This is a genomic window from Anaerotignum sp. MB30-C6, assembly GCF_030908465.1.
In the GTDB taxonomy this organism is placed as follows: Bacteria; Bacillota; Clostridia; order Lachnospirales; family Anaerotignaceae; genus Chakrabartyella.
Genome location: NZ_CP133078.1, coordinates 2,226,502 through 2,243,323 on the forward strand (window position 1 = coordinate 2,226,502; position 16,822 = coordinate 2,243,323).

Here is a 16,822-nt window from a genome sequence, read left to right on the forward strand (position 1 = left end):
TTACTACTGCTCTAAACATTTTATTCCACCAGCAGAGCTGGTGGTTTATTAGTGCTACCTTAGCACCAAAGTTTCATCATCCGTTCAAGCATCATATGTATACTTGCCTTATCCACAGCTTCCAAGGCTACTAGGTCTGTTCTGCCTACTTCTTTTCCATCTAAGGTGTAAATCATTTCGCCAACCTTCGTTCCTTGGGCGATGGGTGCCTTTACAGATGGCAAAAGCTCTGTTTTTGTTTCCCATTCTCCGTTACTACCTTTGCCCATCAACACAGAAATTTCATCTTTTACAACAGCATTTACCCCTTCTTTCATTCCCTTTTCCACAGGAATCAAGCCCATATCCTGCCCAATAGGATAACCCTTTTCTACAGTATAGTTTGCAAAACCATGATCAAGCAACTTCATGACTTCTTGGAACCGAATCCGAAAATCTGGGGCTGCCATAACAACGCCAATTAAACTTAAACCATTGCGTTCTGCTGTTCCAGAGAGGCAATATAGCGCTTTGCCTGTAGAGCCTGTTTTAAGCCCCGTTGCCCCCTCATACCATTTGATTAGTTTATTGGTATTGGTTAAACCAAATTCAGTTTCACCTTTTCTTGTTTTGTGGGTAATGGTATCCATCCAGGTTGTTGTGTATTCTTTAATCTCAGGAAAATTCTTCATCAACTCACGGCTCATCAATGCAATATCGTATGCACTGGAAACATGGCCATCAGCATCCAATCCACAGGCATTGACAAACACGGAGTCCTCCATGCCCAGCTCCTTTGCCCTTTCGTTCATCTTTTCTACAAACCCTTCCTCACTGCCAGCAACAAATTCCGCCATAGCCACCGCTGCATCATTGGCGGATGCAATGGCGATACATTTTGTCAAATCCGCTGCCGTTTGGGTTTCTCCTGGCTCCAAAAAAACTTGAGATCCACCCATACTTGCCGCATGGTCGCTGATCTGAACGGAATCTGTCCATGCGAACTTACCATCCGCTTGAGCCTCATAAATGAGCAACAAGGTCATTACCTTGGTTACACTGGCAAGGGGCATTGCCTCATGGCTGTTTTTTTCATAAATTACCGTACCCGTTGCCTGCTCCATTAAAACAGCGCTTTTGGACTGTAGTTGCAAGCCGCTGTCGCTGCCTTCTTCCGCACAAACAGAAAAGGGCGCCAGAAAACAGAAAAATGCTGTCACTGCCGCCAATATCCTCTTTTTCATGCACGTTCCTCCCCAAAGACTATATTCCTTAATAGTCTATGTCCTGAGAAGGATGGATATACCCTATCTTATCCATTCCAGTGATGAGAAAACTTTCTGTAAAAGATGCAAAGAGTCAACAGTTACCTTGCAATCGTATGCCAATATCTTCACACCAGCCTTCTCCGCCTTCACCAAAGCCTCAGAAAAAGCAGCATCCCGCTGCCAGTGGGGATAAAATGCCTTTGTACCTTCCATCTGGATTACGAATAAAATATAAGCCTCAAAACCTGCTTCAACGGCATCAATTAATTCCAAAACATGTTTCCTTCCCCTTGCAGTTGGAGCATCAGGAAATTTGCAAATTCCTTCCTCTTCCAAAGTGGCTCCCTTCACCTCAATAAACCCACGACGCTGCCCTGACTCAAAATACAAGTCAAAACGAGAACCACCAAATTTAACCTCCCGCCGCAGAAGGGTCACATCCCCAATTTCAGGAATTCTCCCCTCTGATAAAGCCTCAGCCGCCACTTGGTTTGGGGCTTGAGAATCAATATTAACCAAGGTATCCCCCTTATAAACGGAAATTAGGGAGTACTTTGTTTTTCGCTCTGGATTATCAGATGGCTCCAAAAAAACCTTTGCACCTTCTATCAATAGCTCTTTGCATCGTCCTGTATTTTTTACGTGAACCTGTATCGTTTCGCCCTCTAACAAAACAAAAGCTGAAAACCGGTTCGTCCGCTCTATAAAAAGAGCTTCCTTCATATTTTTATAAACCATTTTTTAATCCTCATTAGTAGCCTGCCTTATGGTATATCCCTTTGCAAAAAACGCCTAGCATATAAAAGGCAGCCTTTATTTTTATCTTTTCAAACATTCGTTTCATCATATGTATGAGGAGGGTAACCTCCCCCTTACTTATTGAAAATGGGTGTATACCCCAAAAAAGTTACTCTTTATAATTTTCTGCTTTTCTTTCAAAATATGCTTGAGGATACAGGCATACAGGGCATTTTTTAGGAGCATCTTTGCCCACATAGACATAGCCGCAGTTTATACAAACCCAAACGGTGCTATCATCCCCTGAAAATACTTTTTTATCCTGCATTAATTTGAGTAAAGCCTGATATCGTTCTTCGTGTTCTTTCTCCACAGTTGCAACGTTTTTAAAGAAAGCGGCAATTTCTGTGAAACCTTCTTCCTTTGCCGTTGCTTCCATCGCCTTATAAATTTCTGTCCATTCTTCGTGTTCGCCATAGGCTCCAGCCTTTAGGTTCGCCTCTGTAGTACCGATACCATTTAAAAAGGTCAGAATTCTTTTTGCATGCTGAACCTCATTGGCATAAGTCTCCTCAAAAACACCTTTAATTTGTTCATAACCCTCTTCATGAGCCTTTTCCGCATAAAAAGTATAACGGTTTGCCGCCATTGACTCACCTGAAAAAGCGGCAAGAAGATTTTGTTCTGTCTTACTCCCTCTTAACTCCATGTATCGTCCCTCCTAAGATATATTTCCTTCTCAGTTTTCCCTAAGCCAAGAATATAATACCTAATATGGATGGATTATACTAAAACCTCTGACCCTTTATAAAAGCAAGGCTCAGATTCCCAAACTTATATCCTGATTAACGCAAAACTACAGATATCTCAAGTACCTGTAGTTCTGAAAGCCTTTACACTTTGCAAGCTTTCCAGGAAATATCCAATTCTATGACACACAAATAGCTTAATTTCATCTTAACTTTAGACCAAATTTCCAAAAATCCCAAGAAGACTAAGCCCTCCCACAATCAGAATTATACCAGCTAAGACTATGAGTAGCCAAAGGGCAATTCCCCATTTAGGCAGCGAATCTTTTTTTATAGCCAAGGTCCATATGCCCAGGCCTGCTAATACCATACTTCCGAATATACAAATTACTCCTAAAACACCTACTAATAATACAATGCTCATACTTCCCCCTCTTTTTCTTTTATTCTTTGCTCCGATCAAATAGCATCAAAAGAACTTTTTCTTTCGAGAAACAGCTAGTCGGCTCCCGGAAGTATTATAACATAGAAATAAATCGACTGTTTTAAACAAATCTTAATATTAATTTAAATTAGAATTATTGCATAGATTTATTTTCCAATATTTAAGGCGTTTCTGTTTCATAAAAAAAATGCTATTTTTGAAACAAAATGAAATACTATTTGTTTTTCTAATGAAAAGATTCATTGTACTTTTCCAATAATTCTTTTATAATATATGGGAAACTTGTTTTGAAATTTGAAATTTAGAAAGGAGATCTTCTTTTGGCTAATCATGCAACAGAGGAACATATAAGACATCTTTCAGCAGACTATATTTATCAGCAAGCTGTAGGCAGCCTGTTGTTGCTTTTATTGAGCGCTATGGAGGAGGAGGAAAAAGGTGTCACTGCCCTTCCCTTTGATATTCCACAAGACGTTGCCGAAATTAGAAAGGAAATCCGCAGTCATCTTCTAAACTTAGAAGATTTGCTGGAGGGCGATGCCCAAGGGCGTATTCAAGCTTTGGAAGAATGTATGGAACTGAAAAAACGTCTTTTATCTATATATGAAACAATATATAGTTATTTTTCCCAGTGGAATATCATTTCCACACTAATTAGCGACCAAATTGCATTAAGAAAATATGTAGAGGATAATGTGGTTCAAAAACAGGTTGATTGGTCCTTATTCTTTGCAGATTGTCATGCTTTTATGGAAAGTGCAGAAACAGTATTGGATCAAAAAAGCTATATGGGTCAACTTTTAAAGTGTATCCCCCTTTGGGTTGCCAGAGATAAGTTTTACACTGAGGTAAAACAGTGTTTAAACGTTGCCTTTGCAGGGGAAAGCAAGGAGTTTATCGCAATATCCTTGAAAGCTTTTGAAGGTTTTTGCTGCCCCGAAACCAACCCTCTTTATGGGAAATATTTCGGCAAAATTGCAGAGGCTTTGGGTACAAAACGTATGCTTTTGCCCCACAAGCTAACCGATGAAGACCTTGCCACAGCATATGAAGAGATGAATGAGCTGTTTGAAAGCTTAGAAGAAATTGAGGAATATTTCTCTTGTATCCTCCATGATATCAACTCTTTGATTTTAATGCTTTCTCTCACCTATACTTTTACCGAGTTGACGCAAAAGGATGTTTCCTACGCCGATTTATACCATGCTGTTTGCGAATTTGTTGGCGGTGAATGGAATCTAACAGAAAAAGCGGCTTATTTAGATACTTTAAACGAACAGCTTGAACATGCGGTAGAACCCGTTATCGATCATGCAAACGAAATTGGCCGTCAGGAGTATGAACTACTACAAAAAATTGGTTCTTTTGAAGGCTTTGGCGAAGATACCAAAAAAGTTCTTATGACAGAGGAATTTATTCGTGAGTGTTTCTTTGGAAGTCTGAATGATGAACTCTTCCATTTCGACCTGCCTGGAAACTTACCACCTGCCACCCAAGATGACAAAAATATTTTATTCGATACCTTTATCGAGAAAACAAGAAACAGCTTTGAAACTTTACCTGTACAAACAAGAAAAGTGGCTATGCAAACCCTTATGGGTGCGCTGCCCCCCGTTTGCACGGTACAAGATATTATGGATCGTATGATGGAAGCCATTGACAATGCATCTTCCCATGAGCAAAAGGTGCTAATTGTCGATAAGGTGGGTATGATTTTTGCCGATAACGGATACCAGTCCTTAGCAAGTCCTGAAGGCGAGCATCATCATAATCATGATTGCACCTGTGGTCACGACCACCACCATCACGATTGTAACTGCGGTCACGATCATGACCATCACTAATGTATAATGACACAGAAGAAAAAGGAGGCGGCTTATGTTCACATTTAACCACTATAATTTTAATGTTTTAAATTTGGAAAAAAGCATGAAATTCTATGAAGATGCCCTTGGTTTAAAGGAAGTTCGGAGACTAGAATCCCCTGACGGCAGCTGGAAATTAGTTTATCTAGGTGACGGCGTAACAGATTTTACTTTAGAATTGACTTGGCTCAAAGATCGTGTGGAGCCATATAGCCTAGGAGAAAATGAGTTCCATCTTGCCTTTGAGGCCGAAGATTTTGATGCCGCACATGAAAAGCATAAAGAAATGGATTGTATTTGCTTTGAAAATCCTGAAATGGGAATCTATTTTATTAACGATCCCGACAATTATTGGATTGAAGTAATTCCTAAATGGTAAAAAAATCGGGTGGCTCATAGCCACCCTTTTTATTCGATGTAAAACTTACTCTTCTTTTCATTTTTTTATGTAGCAGATAAGGATAAGAAAATCTGCTACAGATTTTAAAGCCATTTATCAGGCACCCTAAGAAGCAGTTGCACATGAACGGATGCTTGAGATTACTGAAAAATGGGATGCTTATTATCCTAACGCCATGTATGTTTGTTGGGATGTTATTAGCCCGATTTTCACGTTTTCTTCCGACATACGAAAGGTTATCAGCTTTGCGAAAGGCTCTTTTTATCTAGCAACATTTGAAGCAACAAAAAAGTGGAGCCTACCGATCCGAAATTAGGGTAAGGTCTACTGTCAATCATGTTTGAAGGACGTTTATAATTATTAAAATAACCCCATTTTGAAAGGATCTTATTGACATATACAAAAATCATAGAAAGTTAATTTGCAGAAAAATTGTTTCACACTCTCTAAGTTTTTCATTCAAACCTAAAAATAGTGTTTATCAACCATCAAACATTCATGATCTCTGCTTTTTCACGTTGGCTTTTATAGAGAACTCTCTTGTGCTTTTCCTCCCAACGTCTTAGGAAAGTATTAGAACTATCCTTACACTTTACATAATATGGTTATCCCCTACGAATTTCTGGAAGTAAATCTGTAAGATTCTAAGGAATGTAAAGAAAGTCTCATACCATCCACCGAAGTCACGCTTGGGAAGCCTTCTTTATTGCCTTTCCAATACTGCAATTTTCCCGTTACTGCTTACCTTGCATCCAAGAGCTTCCCCTAAATCTCGCACCTTTACATAATTTGTGCCATCTTTAAAGATCAGTTCCACAGGAACCTCCTCACCGTCAACTATAATTTTCCCCTTTTCGACCATCTCCCCATCCCCTCTTTCATACGTAATATAGTCCATCAATAACCAATGGGTAAATTTGTTTTTACTAAGGGGTACCTCTCGCACCCCATAAGCAGAGCCATCTGCGGCTATGTAATAAGGTATCCCGCTCCGCAGTCCTGTATAAATACCCACATGTCCACGCATCCAAACCAAAGCGCCCTTAGGTGCATTTTTTATGGTGGTAATAGACTCTTTTCTAATTGCCCAATCATAAATTTGGGATGAACCGAGTATCACTCCCGTTGCCCAAGAAATCAGCCCTGAACAATCGACACATACCTTTCCCACTTTCTTCTCATCACTATCCCAAACACACTTTTTACCATATCTACTCTGCAAATAGTTATAATTTGCCTGGGTCATCATCGTCCCTTTCATACCATACACATACGGTGTACCCAACTTGGAACGAGCAAAGGCTACCAACTCTTGCCCAGTCATACCTTTTCCCCCTTTACCACTTCCCGAATGGCTTTATTTTGCGTCAACATGGTTCGCATTTCTTCTAACGCAGCATCTACCCATAAGGAAAATACGGTAAATGGCACTATTTTTGCCACACTAGGGAATCTTGTAATAAATAAATTATAAACATACCGTAGTTTTAACTGACCTGTTCCGTCACCCAGTTCTTTCTCCGCCTCAATACATGCAAACAATAGCCATTTTTTAATTGTTTCTATCTGTTTTTTCCTAGGCACCCCAGCAAAGTAATAAGCTGTTGCTCCAATGCCACCAAATAAAGCCGCCAAAGCAATAAACAAAAACCAATTTTCTATTAAATAGGTCATTTTAATCCCTCCTTTTCACAATTTTTTTCAGCTTCTTATCGCTGTCATAATTTAACTAGCCCCATCATCCTCCAGCCCTTTTCTTAGGCCTTCGACAAACACCTGCTTTTCTTCTATTTCCCTCCGCTGTTCAATCAGCCGAACCTTTTCTTCCTCCCGAGTTTCGAAGTAAGCCTTTAAAAAATATCCTAAAATCACAGCAATAACCTCTGTCACTACGGTAATGGACAGTGTTTCTGCTATCTGCTCTCTTCCCAAAAAAGCAAGTAAATAAGAAAGCTGCAAATCAAATAAGGCGATATACAGAATCCCTTGCACTGCTTTTTTGGAGAATGTTTTCTTTCTTCTTTTCAGGGCAACCGCCCCCCTGAAAGAAAAAAGCCAACCACCGCACCAATCATGGCCGACAACACTCGTTCCACAATATTTTCCCACCGCCTAGCTGGCTTCTCCGCTAAAGTTTTTACATCCGCCTTAATTTCACTAACATCCTCTTTTATATATTCCTGCTCTTTTTGCATCACAGAAAAAGCATTGGTAAGCTGTTCAAGGTTATCCTGGCGTTTTTCCACGGCACCCAATCTGTGTTTGTTGCTTTTACTTCGTGCATCTACCTCTACCAGCTTTTCTGAAATTTCATCTTGATTCACCGCCTCACCCCTCACATCACCAGATTTCCATTCTCATCAATAATGGTTTTATATGAACCGTATACTCCTGTATTACTAAACCGCAACCCTAGATTACCAAAGTGAAATACCTTCGTTGCGGTATCCAGCGAATTGGTATCCACACAGACATACAGCCCTGCATCGTTAATTATTACCTTCCCTGAGATTTTCTCTAGCGCCGTTTGTGCATCCGTCGCTGCAGTGCTTGCGGTACTTTTTGCACTTACAGCAGTTGACAAACTTTTCTCTCCACTGGTAATTGAAGAAGTCAAGTCGGCAACAAAATCGCCTAATTCCACTCTTTCGTATCGCTCTAACAAAGAATCCCATTCATAGGAAATCACTTTTGCCTTTTTATGAAACCCCATCTTTACATTAGAAACTGTTACAACATCCCCTAGTTGAACATCTTCTAAAACAGCATACTCCTTGTATTCCTCTGTTTTAGAAAGCATCTGAAAATTCGCCTTGATATTTACCTTGGGCAAGTCGCAACCGCCATCAAACAGCTTTTGTACTGCACTTGGTAGTTCATAGGCGGATAGGCCGCTATCTTCAAATACGGAGATTTTCGGATTAATATAGGCATTGATATATGAGCTATCCCGATATCCGCCAGACATTGCAACCCCATCCTTGCCATAGGCATAAATCCTTGTGGCCACCTTGGAAATATCTTCGCTCACTTCAAGCCCCACAAGGTTTTTTCCAGATCGAATGGCAACGCCCCTATCCTGTCCGATGGAGGGTTTCATGGTTACATTAAAGCAATCACGAAGAATCTCTCCACCAAAAGCCTTTACAAAACTGTCCTTATCTTCATCCATGCCTAGCAGTGCAGAGACGGGATTTGCATTCTTCAATGCAACCCGTCCTGTACCTGTCATATTTGTTGATAGAACAAACGGTACTGTATAAGCTAAAGAGCCTTTTATGGCGTTTAAAGCAACCTGCGGCGTACCTGCATTCACATTCAAGCAAAGATTATCCAGCAAATCATAGAACACATGACGGGCATAAACTTTTATTCCACCCATATCAGAATTTACATGATAAATGCGAAAAGGTTGTTTCCCCTTTGGTGTAGATGCAAAAACAATCCGTTCCTTTTCAATATGTTTCCATTTGCCGCCTTCATCATAGGGATGCTCTATTTTTAATTCATACAACCCGTTTAATTCTTCCGACACATTACAAAGGCTCGGAAGCAATGCCCCCAAGCCCAAAGTATCAAATGCTATGCTGTTTTTTTCATGTATGGTAACCATCAAATCACCCCATTAATGTCACTAACTCGTTATACTCTGTTTCTGTAATTCGGTTGTTCAACAGGAAAACGTCCATCTTCTTCAACATGTCCTCTTTGTCAAATGCACCCCGTGTAATCATTGTTTTCATTAAGCTAACTATCATCTTTCATTCCTCCTTACGCCTTAACTTCCATCAAAGAAGCTATATATTCCGTATTGATTGCTGTTTGCAAAATTGCCTGTTCCGTTGGTGAAAGTGTCTCTGGTGTAGGTTCTGGCTGTTCCACCTCATCCCATAAACCCTTGTTATACTTTTTCCCTAGTAATGACACATTTTGATTTTCCAGTAAAATCATACGAGGTGAATGGACTTCTCCAGAAAGCTGAGATATCCCAATACAAATATTTTCTTCGTTTAATTGTGCGTAATTAAACATGTTATCCCCCCTTTTTAATAGAACTCAACTACTTGCCATGAAACATAGAAATGATAAAAAGAACCACTTACATAATAATTAGGAGATATCTTAAGCATCACGTCAGTTAAACTGTAAATATAAGAAAATGAAGTAGACCCACTTCCGATTCCACCATTATTAAGAATTACAAAGCATTTTGAAGGGTCTACCGACTTTATAATTATTTCTATTGCAGCACTGGTTCCACTTGCACCACTTCTAAGACCTCGTTGAACACTCTTTATACACCCACGAGTTAGCAAAGTATTTAATTTCCCCAAAACACCACCTGTGTTCTCTGTTGCCCCTGTATCCGTGGTTTCGCCAATCCTTTGTATCACCCCATCCACAGAATTGTTATTGATTGCATTTTGTAACAGGTTTGTCAAATCCACCTTTAAGTAATTACACATAAATTCCCATGCATCCCACATGGTATCTATGGTAAGCCCTGCCGCAATGGCCCCGGGTACACCGATATTTTGCACCATGGTAGTCATTAAATCATAAGCTTCATAAAGATTCTGATACAATACAACCAATGCGCCGTATTCATTACTGCTTTCCACTGCACCCTCTGAAATCAAGCTTTTTACCACCTTGATTTTGAACGGCAAACTTTGTAAAATCTCTACGTTGTTGTGATAAATCACAATCTGTACTTCCAAGTCCTGCGCCACTGCTAGGGCTTGGTCTGTCAATTCAAACTGACAACGTCCATTTGTTGCTTCGGTAATTACACCGTTGTTGTAAATCTCCGTCCCATCTGCCTTTTTTCCGTATATCCCAACTTCATGCCCCGTGAGATTAATAGCTGTACTGCCATCCAGCAAAACAACGTCTAAATATCGACTTTTGGCATCCTTCTGAACGGCTGTAATAATAGCCATAACTTCTTTATTTACATCAATTTCTAGTTTCTTATAAATCTGCGCCATTTATCATAGCCACCTCCAATTAGGCTTTATTTCTACCCTTGTTGTGTTCCCTGTCCAACTTATTGTGTTTGCACCCACCTTAAAAACTGGGAACTCCATAGCTAAAAAGGAATTGTTTTTGTTCATACTATCCTTATAAACTTCCTGTATCTCACTATTAATAGTGACATATTCATCAACGTGAGTAAGGGTATAATTCACACCATTAATCGTGAGTGTTACGCCTCCACCCCATGGCCGATAAATCGTGATGATGGGTTCACTGTAAACTGTACCTTGGTTGTAAATGGTTACGATTTCCCCTTCCTTCGCTGTAAGGGTTCTTTCTTCGTCTGCTTTATTCACAGAATATTTAAAAGGAAACACCTTAAACTGAACCAAAAAAGAGTTATACAAATAAATCACATCGGAAATAGAAATGGCATTACTAATCCTCGCCCGATAAACCTTGTCTGGTTCCGTGGAAAGAATTAAATCCCCACTCCCGTCTAGCCATGCCACAATTTCCCCTAGCCTTTCCGTCCCCCGCTTCCCACACTCCACAGAAAGGGCATACGCCTCATAGCACCCTTCGTCTATGGTCAATACCCCGTTTCGCCCAGGGATAGTGATTTCATCTTCCCTACGTTTTGGCTTGACGATATCAGGCATAGCTGAAATCAAAACCCCCATATCCTTGCTGTTTTTTCCCTTAAAAATAAAATAAGGCTCCAAGAATTATACACCTCCTGTCGCCGATACTTTTTGTTTGCGGTAGAATTCTGCCTCCTGCAATAGGCTGGAAACAGAACCTTTTCCGTCATTCACCATCTTTTCAATTTTCAATACGAAATCTCCGCCGTTGTAAGTGGAACTGTTCCAAATGTTTGAAGTGTTTTTATGCAAGACACTCTGTGCCGCCTTACTTTGGGCTTGCCCCACATCTGCCATCATGCGGTCAGCATACCGTTCCATTTCCCTTGGGTCGTAGGCATCTTTCATACCCTTAACTACGCCCTGCGTAATCGGCTTACCGACTTCTCTTGCCGCTCTCTTGGATGGACTTGCCGTCTCTGTGGCACGTTTCAGCTCTTTGATAATTGCATCGGCAATACTTTTAGCAGTGGCAATAGCTTCACTACGCCTACTCTCCATGCCGTTGATTACCCCATCCATAGCATCTACACCTACACCTTGGCATATAGAAGGCACCTCTTCCAATGTCTGCTCCATTTTGGAGGTGAACTCTTCTTCCAAGGTTTTCAACTCATCTTCATAAAATTTTGCTGCAATTTCTTTTACTAACTCTTGCTTTTCTTCCCACGTTTCAGTATATTTGTCAAAAAAAGCATCACTTTTCGAAAGGAGTTCATCACCAAAGGCCATTCCATCTTCCATATCCATCCCCAAAATTTCATTGAACAGCCCATCAGAAACTCCTTTTTCCTGAAGCTTTTCTAAAACTTCCATATACTTTTCTAAATAATCAATTTGCTGGTCTACTTTTTCAAGCTTTATCTCGCCTTCTTTATCATAGGAAAACAAATCCCCGAAAGCTGATAACTTCTTCTCCATACGTTCTTTTTCATGAATGATTGCTTCGTACTGTTTTTGAGCTTGGATGGCAATATCCTCAATCCTCGTTGTTACCAACCGAAAAGCCTCATCTGTACCTTCATTTAAGGCATCCTTATAAACCGCCATTAGCTCTTTGGCGGCCTTTCGAAATTGAGGGGCGGCTTTTTTGTTCGCTTCGGCAAAAGCCCTCACGCTAGAATCCACCTGCCACTCCATGTTAGAAATTGCCGTGGAAGTTTGCTCCTCTAGCCCTTCTTTCATATATTTCAAGTAAAGAGAACCTAACTCCTGATAAGAAACCGCTCGCTCCTTCGCCTTTTGCAGGGATGCTTCTGAAATAGAAACTACCGTTTTTTCCAGCTTACTCATGGTTTTCTCCACTTGCGTATAGCTTTTGTCCACTCCCACCTTTGCTCCATCTCCAAGAGCCAAGGCTTGCCCCGTTATTTTTTCTAAACTATTGGCAACGTTTGTTGAAAACAAAGAAACCTTTCCAGTTATACCAGCGAAGCCTGTTTCGATTGCCTTTGCACTGATATTTGCCAATTCTCTCATATCAGCAACGCCCTTTTCGAAACCTCTTTCATCTACTTTCGTCCCAAAGGTTAAGTATCCATCGTAATTGTATGCCACCTATCTCACCTCTTTCCAAAAAGTAAAATTATATTAGATTAGTTAAGTCTCCTCCTGCTAAGAGGGCATGTTCAATAGCGGAAAATTTCTCTTCCTCTGCTTTTGCACTAGGAAGACGATAAACCTCTTTCATCCTACGGTAAAACTCCTTTTGCTCCTTGCCCATGGCATCGGTAGTCTCCATGGCTCGGTAACCCATAATTTTTGAAAAGGCTGTGTCCTCCCGAAGCCCTTGAAATAATGCCCGAAACTTCCACCAATGTAACTGGCGAACTTCAGTCAAGTCCAACCCGTATTGCTCTAAAAAAGCACTGTAAATATAAGAGGCGTCATATTCAAAAGAATAAATCCGCTGCTTCTTCTTTCCAATTCTCTTTCTTTTTGAACCCTTTTCTTCCTTTCCCCCGGCATAGAACCACTGAATCCCCTCCAAACCCCTTTGCCAATTCTCGGGAATTTTCGGGTAAAATAAACGTAACGCAAGAAGGGGCTTCTCAGCCCCCCTTACTTCCTCATCCATCATTAATAATTCATATAAAATTCCCACCCGAAATTCCCAACGAATGGGGTATTCCTTTCCATCGATATATACGTTTTTTGGCAATGGATCAATCAAAAGATTCATAACCCTCAATCCTTTCCACATCATAGGAGGACTTTTTCCTCATCACCTGGATGTATTCTTCAACCAAAAAAGTATAAACGTCCCTGTGCAGTACAGCTGTATCATTACCAGCAAAGATAGCGTCCGCCTCTTGAGGGCAGCCTAATATTTCGCCAATGGCTTCTTTTAGTAATGCTTTTTCCTCATTCAACATCTCAGCAAAACCCTCTGTCTGTCCCAAGCCGTCTCTATCTTTTTCCTGATTTTTTCTAAATTCCTCTTGAACCCGCCTTAAAACAAATGCAATGGTATCTCTGCCAAAGTCCACCAAATACCGTCGCCCTAAAATTTCTACCTCTCGTTTTGTTTCCCGTGTTTGAAAAGTACCCATAAAAATCCCCCTAAACCCTCACAAACATTATGCTGTTTCCGTAAAAGTTTTTGTTGTGGTGTTAAAAGTGCCATAAACAGGATCACCTACACCATGTAAAGTTCCCGTCACCCTAACACTCTCTCCCCCTGCTCCAGCAATTCCCGTCACACCCACTGCCACTTTAAATTTTCTTGCAGCGAAAGTATTTTCCAATGTTGCGTCGGGCTGAAACAATTCCACACGCACATATTCCAATTCCGCCTCTGCACCTGTTTTTTGATTTCTACCAATGCTATACAGGGCCATTACCGCCTCCTCTGAAGCGATCAAATCCGTATCAAAGGGGAACTGGGTCTGGTAATTCTTAATCTGACTTGTCTGGGCCTTTTGATGAATATAAGTTTTCCCATCCGTCTGTGCATTGGGATTCTCATCTAAAGTGTTAAATCCCACCCCCATCAAAGCAAAACTGGGGGTGCCATTGGTGCTTGTATTTAAATAATCTGCAATTTGATGTCTCATCACTGTTTCGTTTATCATACTATTTTTTCTCCTTTCTCAAAGTAAATCAAACGACATTGTATCTGATACCTTGCCACGTTCTCCCTAGCGTCAGTGACATAACCCTCGTTTTCTGCCTCTATGAATAAGGGTTCACGCATATTTCCTAAGTAAGGAAGCTGTTTTATCCGACTTTTTTCTTTTAGCCATGTGGCAAACTTCTCATAAAACCCGCTATTTCCAAGGTTCGTATCCACATCACAGCCGTATTCCTCCACACTGCCAAAGGTGAATACAAACTGGCACAAAGCACTGCCGTCAATATAAGTTTTTATTTCCTTCTTAGCAGGGACACCGTCAATGCTGTATTCCGTGGGACAAATCCCTAGATAATCCACATGAAACACCCCATCCTTTAGAAATGGACAGCTAATAAGGTACTCTCTAATGAATTCTTTTAAACTCTTAGTTTCCATGGATTTTCCCTGCCCCCTTTAAAATCTCCTCAGCAAATTGTGCTTTCATGCGTAGAAACCAGTAGGCCCCTCGCATGGGTGCCCCGTTAAATTGTAACGACCGCTGGGTTAAGACTTTTTCCTCTCCCCTTCTAGCCCAAGGTGAACCCGTGCTAGGGCTCACCATCACCTTGCCATAATACAGCATTTTTGCGTAGGGAGCAGAGTAAACCACTTCTCCATTTTTGGCATTAATACCCTTTTGCAAAGCCCCTGTGTCAAGGGGTGTAAAAGGAGCCATAAGCCGCACAACTTCTTGATCAATATATCGCTGTACCCTGCCGTCTCCTCCTAAGCCGTGTTTTTTCTTTAACTCATCCAAACTTTGAAAGCTCACAGAATTGCTCACTTGGCCACCACCTCCCAGTGCTGCAAACCTTTACTGCCATAATCTAAGGTGTTTACCGATAAAATAGTAAGGCTTTTCCCAGAAGAAACACCCTGCATAATTTTATCCTCAGGCCGTAAAGTAAAATATGCCGTAGGATTCATTTCAAACTCTCTGGCAATACCAAAACTTCTATTGGATTTGACCGTAAAAGGAATAAAAATATGTACCTCGTTGACCTCATAAAGCCCCTCTTTGTTAAGTCTTGCCCCTATTTCTTCCTGCCAAAAAATCCCTTCAATTACCGTTGGCTGCATAATATATTTACGATAAATGGGGTCATAAAATCTATTAAATACAGTACATACTTCGTTGGAATTCATACCCTACACCCCCAAATATAAAAGCCCCGTTGGTAGCAGATAACGGCAAACAGCAATGGAAAGACGTTCCTCCTCCGTAGGGGTGTTGGTAACACTAGCAGCATAATTTCTCATAATTTTCCCAACACTCTCCGCCACAATTCCGCCGCCTTCCTCGTTGATTTTGAATGCTTCTGCAACGGCGCAGCAAGCCTTTTTCACCAAGGCGTACTCATCGTGGTAGGTAGTCGCCCGCCCAAAAGTGACCATGTCGATATACTCCGACGCCCGCATGGAAAGTCGATCAAAATCAGCCAGGGGGATGTCATTTCCCCCAAAGCTATTCTTATAAAATTCATAGGACGCATAAGCCATAGCCTATACCCCCTTTCTTACTTCACCGATTCTGACTGCTCTGAAATCCCCGTTTTGTCCGCTTCTTTCTTCTGCAAATCAAGCGCCTTCTTCAAGGCCTTATTTTCATCAAGAACTTTTTTCTTTTCTTTACGAAGTTTCTCAATTTCTGACTGTAATTCTTTATTCTCCTCAGCAAAAAGACTCAAGTCTACCTCATCTTTTTCAGTTTTTGCGCCAAGCCCGATCATTTTCGCCATTATAAAACCTCCTCCTTAAGCTTTGTGAGACAAATAAATGCCCGCTACTTTATTTTTGTAAACGTCTACAATTCCGTATTTACGATATTTTACAATATAGCTGTCAGCGTCAGGGTTTCCCGAAGGATCAATGACATCGCCCACAACGTGCTTGTCAAACTTAATGACTGCCCCTTTATGTACAATCATGAAGTTGATATCCTTGCCATTCACCGCTTTTTTATAGTGGCCCACTTCCTCCCCTGTTGTTTTGCCATCCATAAGGTCAATAGCGGTATAAAAGCGGCTCTGGGGTACTTTGCGAATCACTTCGAAGCTGGTCAAAACCTCTTTGGATTTTGTGGTGTCCAAAGCCATGACGCTATTTAAAAGGGCATGGGTAGCGTATAAAATTCTACCTTCCTCAGGAACCTCATCTTCGTCCATTTTGCTTTTTGCTGCCATCAAAGCCTCTAAGAACGCCTCACCTGCTCCAAAACTTCCCGGCGCTGCCACAGAAATACTTGCTGTTCCTGCCAAGGTTGCAAAGGTAAAGGCATCAGCCTCTGGGGCAACCTTTTCTCTTTGTAGCGTTGCCCCAGCCATATGGAAAGCAACCTGAAAAGTTTCTGCGTCGTCCATGGTATCGATGGAAAGCTTTGTGCCTCTGTCATAGTTGAACGTAGCTGTTTTCCAAACCACATCCACAGAACCGTTGGTATAGCCGCTGTTTCGGTCGTAGTTGCCCAAACCAGAAACACTAATTTGCGGGTATAAAATCTCGTTACCGTTGCCCCCTGCCTTCATCATATTACTATCACTAATTAAGTCAGCGGTTACCGAAGCTGTTTTATAAACCTCGTCAATTAAGTTTGTATAATTCTTTGCCAAAACAATGCTGTTTGCCATAAAGTCTCTCTC

At 41.0% G+C, this 16,822-nt stretch carries 25 protein-coding genes; 2 read left to right on the plus strand and 23 right to left on the minus strand.

What is annotated here, in order from left to right; genetic code table 11:
* Positions 1-59 precede the first annotated feature (59 nt).
* The 4 genes from RBQ60_RS10845 to RBQ60_RS10860 form a co-directional block, all read right to left on the minus strand.
* The gene (locus RBQ60_RS10845) at positions 60-1,223 is read right to left on the minus strand and encodes a D-alanyl-D-alanine carboxypeptidase family protein (protein ID WP_307883720.1); all 1,164 of its coding nucleotides are present in this window, start codon (positions 1,221-1,223) and stop codon (positions 60-62) included.
* A 63-nt stretch (positions 1,224-1,286) separates the two neighbouring features.
* Complete coding sequence (gene sfsA / locus RBQ60_RS10850; protein WP_307883721.1) at positions 1,287-1,985, minus strand: DNA/RNA nuclease SfsA; 699 nt, start codon at positions 1,983-1,985, stop codon at positions 1,287-1,289.
* 169 nt (positions 1,986-2,154) lie between these two features.
* Positions 2,155-2,694 (minus strand): rubrerythrin, encoded by a 540-nt coding sequence (rbr, locus tag RBQ60_RS10855; RefSeq protein ID WP_307883722.1) that lies wholly within the window; start codon positions 2,692-2,694, stop codon positions 2,155-2,157.
* A gap of 254 nt (positions 2,695-2,948) precedes the next feature.
* On the minus strand, positions 2,949-3,158 hold the full coding sequence (locus RBQ60_RS10860; RefSeq protein ID WP_307883723.1) for a hypothetical protein: 210 nt from the start codon (positions 3,156-3,158) through the stop codon (positions 2,949-2,951).
* Between the two features lie 341 nt (positions 3,159-3,499).
* Here RBQ60_RS10860 and RBQ60_RS10865 point away from each other — a divergent pair, with 341 nt between their 5' ends.
* Positions 3,500-5,023: a hypothetical protein gene (locus RBQ60_RS10865; protein WP_307883724.1), complete on the plus strand. Its 1,524-nt coding sequence runs from the start codon at positions 3,500-3,502 to the stop codon at positions 5,021-5,023.
* A 34-nt stretch (positions 5,024-5,057) separates the two neighbouring features.
* Positions 5,058-5,423, plus strand: coding sequence for a VOC family protein (locus RBQ60_RS10870; RefSeq protein WP_307883725.1), 366 nt, complete (start codon positions 5,058-5,060; stop codon positions 5,421-5,423).
* Between the two features lie 724 nt (positions 5,424-6,147).
* Here RBQ60_RS10870 and RBQ60_RS10875 read toward each other — a convergent pair.
* The 19 genes from RBQ60_RS10875 to RBQ60_RS10965 are packed head-to-tail and all read right to left on the minus strand — an operon-like array spanning position 6,148 to position 16,810.
* Positions 6,148-6,768 carry an NlpC/P60 family protein gene (locus RBQ60_RS10875; RefSeq protein WP_307883726.1) on the minus strand — a complete coding sequence of 207 codons (621 nt, stop codon included), beginning with the start codon at positions 6,766-6,768 and terminating at the stop codon, positions 6,148-6,150.
* Positions 6,765-7,118, minus strand: coding sequence for a hypothetical protein (locus tag RBQ60_RS10880; protein WP_307883727.1), 354 nt, complete (start codon positions 7,116-7,118; stop codon positions 6,765-6,767). Before RBQ60_RS10880 ends, RBQ60_RS10875 begins: the two co-directional genes overlap by 4 nt.
* 51 nt (positions 7,119-7,169) lie before the next feature.
* Complete coding sequence (locus RBQ60_RS10885; RefSeq protein WP_307883728.1) at positions 7,170-7,553, minus strand: hypothetical protein; 384 nt, start codon at positions 7,551-7,553, stop codon at positions 7,170-7,172.
* The gene (locus RBQ60_RS10890) at positions 7,469-7,768 is read right to left on the minus strand and encodes a hypothetical protein (protein ID WP_307883729.1); all 300 of its coding nucleotides are present in this window, start codon (positions 7,766-7,768) and stop codon (positions 7,469-7,471) included. The genes RBQ60_RS10885 and RBQ60_RS10890 overlap by 85 nt, the downstream gene beginning before the upstream one ends.
* 11 nt (positions 7,769-7,779) lie before the next feature.
* Positions 7,780-9,057, minus strand: a complete 1,278-nt coding sequence (locus tag RBQ60_RS10895; protein ID WP_307883730.1) for a phage tail spike protein — start codon at positions 9,055-9,057, stop codon at positions 7,780-7,782.
* A gap of 4 nt (positions 9,058-9,061) precedes the next feature.
* Positions 9,062-9,202: a hypothetical protein gene (locus RBQ60_RS10900; protein ID WP_307883731.1), complete on the minus strand. Its 141-nt coding sequence runs from the start codon at positions 9,200-9,202 to the stop codon at positions 9,062-9,064.
* A 13-nt stretch (positions 9,203-9,215) separates the two neighbouring features.
* Complete coding sequence (locus RBQ60_RS10905) at positions 9,216-9,476, minus strand: hypothetical protein (RefSeq protein WP_307883732.1); 261 nt, start codon at positions 9,474-9,476, stop codon at positions 9,216-9,218.
* A gap of 14 nt (positions 9,477-9,490) precedes the next feature.
* Complete coding sequence (locus RBQ60_RS10910; RefSeq protein ID WP_307883733.1) at positions 9,491-10,435, minus strand: BppU family phage baseplate upper protein; 945 nt, start codon at positions 10,433-10,435, stop codon at positions 9,491-9,493.
* 3 nt (positions 10,436-10,438) lie between these two features.
* Positions 10,439-11,149, minus strand: coding sequence for a distal tail protein Dit (locus tag RBQ60_RS10915; protein WP_307883734.1), 711 nt, complete (start codon positions 11,147-11,149; stop codon positions 10,439-10,441).
* A 3-nt stretch (positions 11,150-11,152) separates the two neighbouring features.
* The gene (locus RBQ60_RS10920; RefSeq protein ID WP_307883735.1) at positions 11,153-12,625 is read right to left on the minus strand and encodes a hypothetical protein; all 1,473 of its coding nucleotides are present in this window, start codon (positions 12,623-12,625) and stop codon (positions 11,153-11,155) included.
* Positions 12,626-12,653: 28 nt separating this feature from the next.
* A complete protein-coding gene (locus tag RBQ60_RS10925; protein WP_307883736.1) occupies positions 12,654-13,250 on the minus strand; it encodes a bacteriophage Gp15 family protein in 597 nt (198 codons plus the stop codon).
* Positions 13,234-13,620 carry a hypothetical protein gene (locus tag RBQ60_RS10930; RefSeq protein WP_307883737.1) on the minus strand — a complete coding sequence of 129 codons (387 nt, stop codon included), beginning with the start codon at positions 13,618-13,620 and terminating at the stop codon, positions 13,234-13,236. The genes RBQ60_RS10925 and RBQ60_RS10930 overlap by 17 nt, the downstream gene beginning before the upstream one ends.
* Positions 13,621-13,647: 27 nt before the next feature.
* The gene (locus RBQ60_RS10935; protein WP_307883738.1) at positions 13,648-14,142 is read right to left on the minus strand and encodes a hypothetical protein; all 495 of its coding nucleotides are present in this window, start codon (positions 14,140-14,142) and stop codon (positions 13,648-13,650) included.
* A complete protein-coding gene (locus RBQ60_RS10940; RefSeq protein WP_307883739.1) occupies positions 14,139-14,579 on the minus strand; it encodes a hypothetical protein in 441 nt (146 codons plus the stop codon). The genes RBQ60_RS10935 and RBQ60_RS10940 overlap by 4 nt, the downstream gene beginning before the upstream one ends.
* Positions 14,569-14,967, minus strand: coding sequence for a minor capsid protein (locus tag RBQ60_RS10945; protein ID WP_307883740.1), 399 nt, complete (start codon positions 14,965-14,967; stop codon positions 14,569-14,571). Before RBQ60_RS10945 ends, RBQ60_RS10940 begins: the two co-directional genes overlap by 11 nt.
* The gene (locus RBQ60_RS10950) at positions 14,964-15,329 is read right to left on the minus strand and encodes a hypothetical protein (RefSeq protein WP_307883741.1); all 366 of its coding nucleotides are present in this window, start codon (positions 15,327-15,329) and stop codon (positions 14,964-14,966) included. The genes RBQ60_RS10945 and RBQ60_RS10950 overlap by 4 nt, the downstream gene beginning before the upstream one ends.
* 3 nt (positions 15,330-15,332) lie before the next feature.
* A complete protein-coding gene (locus tag RBQ60_RS10955) occupies positions 15,333-15,683 on the minus strand; it encodes a hypothetical protein (RefSeq protein WP_307883742.1) in 351 nt (116 codons plus the stop codon).
* 17 nt (positions 15,684-15,700) lie between these two features.
* The gene (locus RBQ60_RS10960) at positions 15,701-15,922 is read right to left on the minus strand and encodes a hypothetical protein (protein ID WP_307883743.1); all 222 of its coding nucleotides are present in this window, start codon (positions 15,920-15,922) and stop codon (positions 15,701-15,703) included.
* A 15-nt stretch (positions 15,923-15,937) separates the two neighbouring features.
* Positions 15,938-16,810, minus strand: a complete 873-nt coding sequence (locus tag RBQ60_RS10965; RefSeq protein ID WP_307883744.1) for a hypothetical protein — start codon at positions 16,808-16,810, stop codon at positions 15,938-15,940.
* Positions 16,811-16,822: the final 12 nt, after the last annotated feature.

What these genes read in the sequence shown, in the direction of transcription:
- RBQ60_RS10895 (WP_307883730.1), bottom strand. Translation starts at nt 9,057, where the DNA reads ATGGTTACCATACATGAAAAAAACAGCATAGCATTTGATACTTTGGGC.
- RBQ60_RS10935 (WP_307883738.1), bottom strand. Translation starts at nt 14,142, where the DNA reads ATGATAAACGAAACAGTGATGAGACATCAAATTGCAGATTATTTAAAT.
- RBQ60_RS10965 (WP_307883744.1), bottom strand. Translation starts at nt 16,810, where the DNA reads ATGGCAAACAGCATTGTTTTGGCAAAGAATTATACAAACTTAATTGAC.
- RBQ60_RS10900 (WP_307883731.1), bottom strand. Translation starts at nt 9,202, where the DNA reads ATGATAGTTAGCTTAATGAAAACAATGATTACACGGGGTGCATTTGAC.
- RBQ60_RS10905 (WP_307883732.1), bottom strand. Translation starts at nt 9,476, where the DNA reads ATGTTTAATTACGCACAATTAAACGAAGAAAATATTTGTATTGGGATA.
- RBQ60_RS10930 (WP_307883737.1), bottom strand. Translation starts at nt 13,620, where the DNA reads ATGGGTACTTTTCAAACACGGGAAACAAAACGAGAGGTAGAAATTTTA.
- RBQ60_RS10870 (WP_307883725.1), top strand. Translation starts at nt 5,058, where the DNA reads ATGTTCACATTTAACCACTATAATTTTAATGTTTTAAATTTGGAAAAA.
- RBQ60_RS10960 (WP_307883743.1), bottom strand. Translation starts at nt 15,922, where the DNA reads ATGGCGAAAATGATCGGGCTTGGCGCAAAAACTGAAAAAGATGAGGTA.
- RBQ60_RS10925 (WP_307883736.1), bottom strand. Translation starts at nt 13,250, where the DNA reads ATGAATCTTTTGATTGATCCATTGCCAAAAAACGTATATATCGATGGA.
- RBQ60_RS10910 (WP_307883733.1), bottom strand. Translation starts at nt 10,435, where the DNA reads ATGGCGCAGATTTATAAGAAACTAGAAATTGATGTAAATAAAGAAGTT.
- RBQ60_RS10875 (WP_307883726.1), bottom strand. Translation starts at nt 6,768, where the DNA reads ATGACTGGGCAAGAGTTGGTAGCCTTTGCTCGTTCCAAGTTGGGTACA.
- RBQ60_RS10940 (WP_307883739.1), bottom strand. Translation starts at nt 14,579, where the DNA reads ATGGAAACTAAGAGTTTAAAAGAATTCATTAGAGAGTACCTTATTAGC.
- RBQ60_RS10880 (WP_307883727.1), bottom strand. Translation starts at nt 7,118, where the DNA reads ATGACCTATTTAATAGAAAATTGGTTTTTGTTTATTGCTTTGGCGGCT.
- rbr (WP_307883722.1), bottom strand. Translation starts at nt 2,694, where the DNA reads ATGGAGTTAAGAGGGAGTAAGACAGAACAAAATCTTCTTGCCGCTTTT.
- RBQ60_RS10950 (WP_307883741.1), bottom strand. Translation starts at nt 15,329, where the DNA reads ATGAATTCCAACGAAGTATGTACTGTATTTAATAGATTTTATGACCCC.
- RBQ60_RS10860 (WP_307883723.1), bottom strand. Translation starts at nt 3,158, where the DNA reads ATGAGCATTGTATTATTAGTAGGTGTTTTAGGAGTAATTTGTATATTC.
- RBQ60_RS10845 (WP_307883720.1), bottom strand. Translation starts at nt 1,223, where the DNA reads ATGAAAAAGAGGATATTGGCGGCAGTGACAGCATTTTTCTGTTTTCTG.
- RBQ60_RS10955 (WP_307883742.1), bottom strand. Translation starts at nt 15,683, where the DNA reads ATGGCTTATGCGTCCTATGAATTTTATAAGAATAGCTTTGGGGGAAAT.
- sfsA (WP_307883721.1), bottom strand. Translation starts at nt 1,985, where the DNA reads ATGGTTTATAAAAATATGAAGGAAGCTCTTTTTATAGAGCGGACGAAC.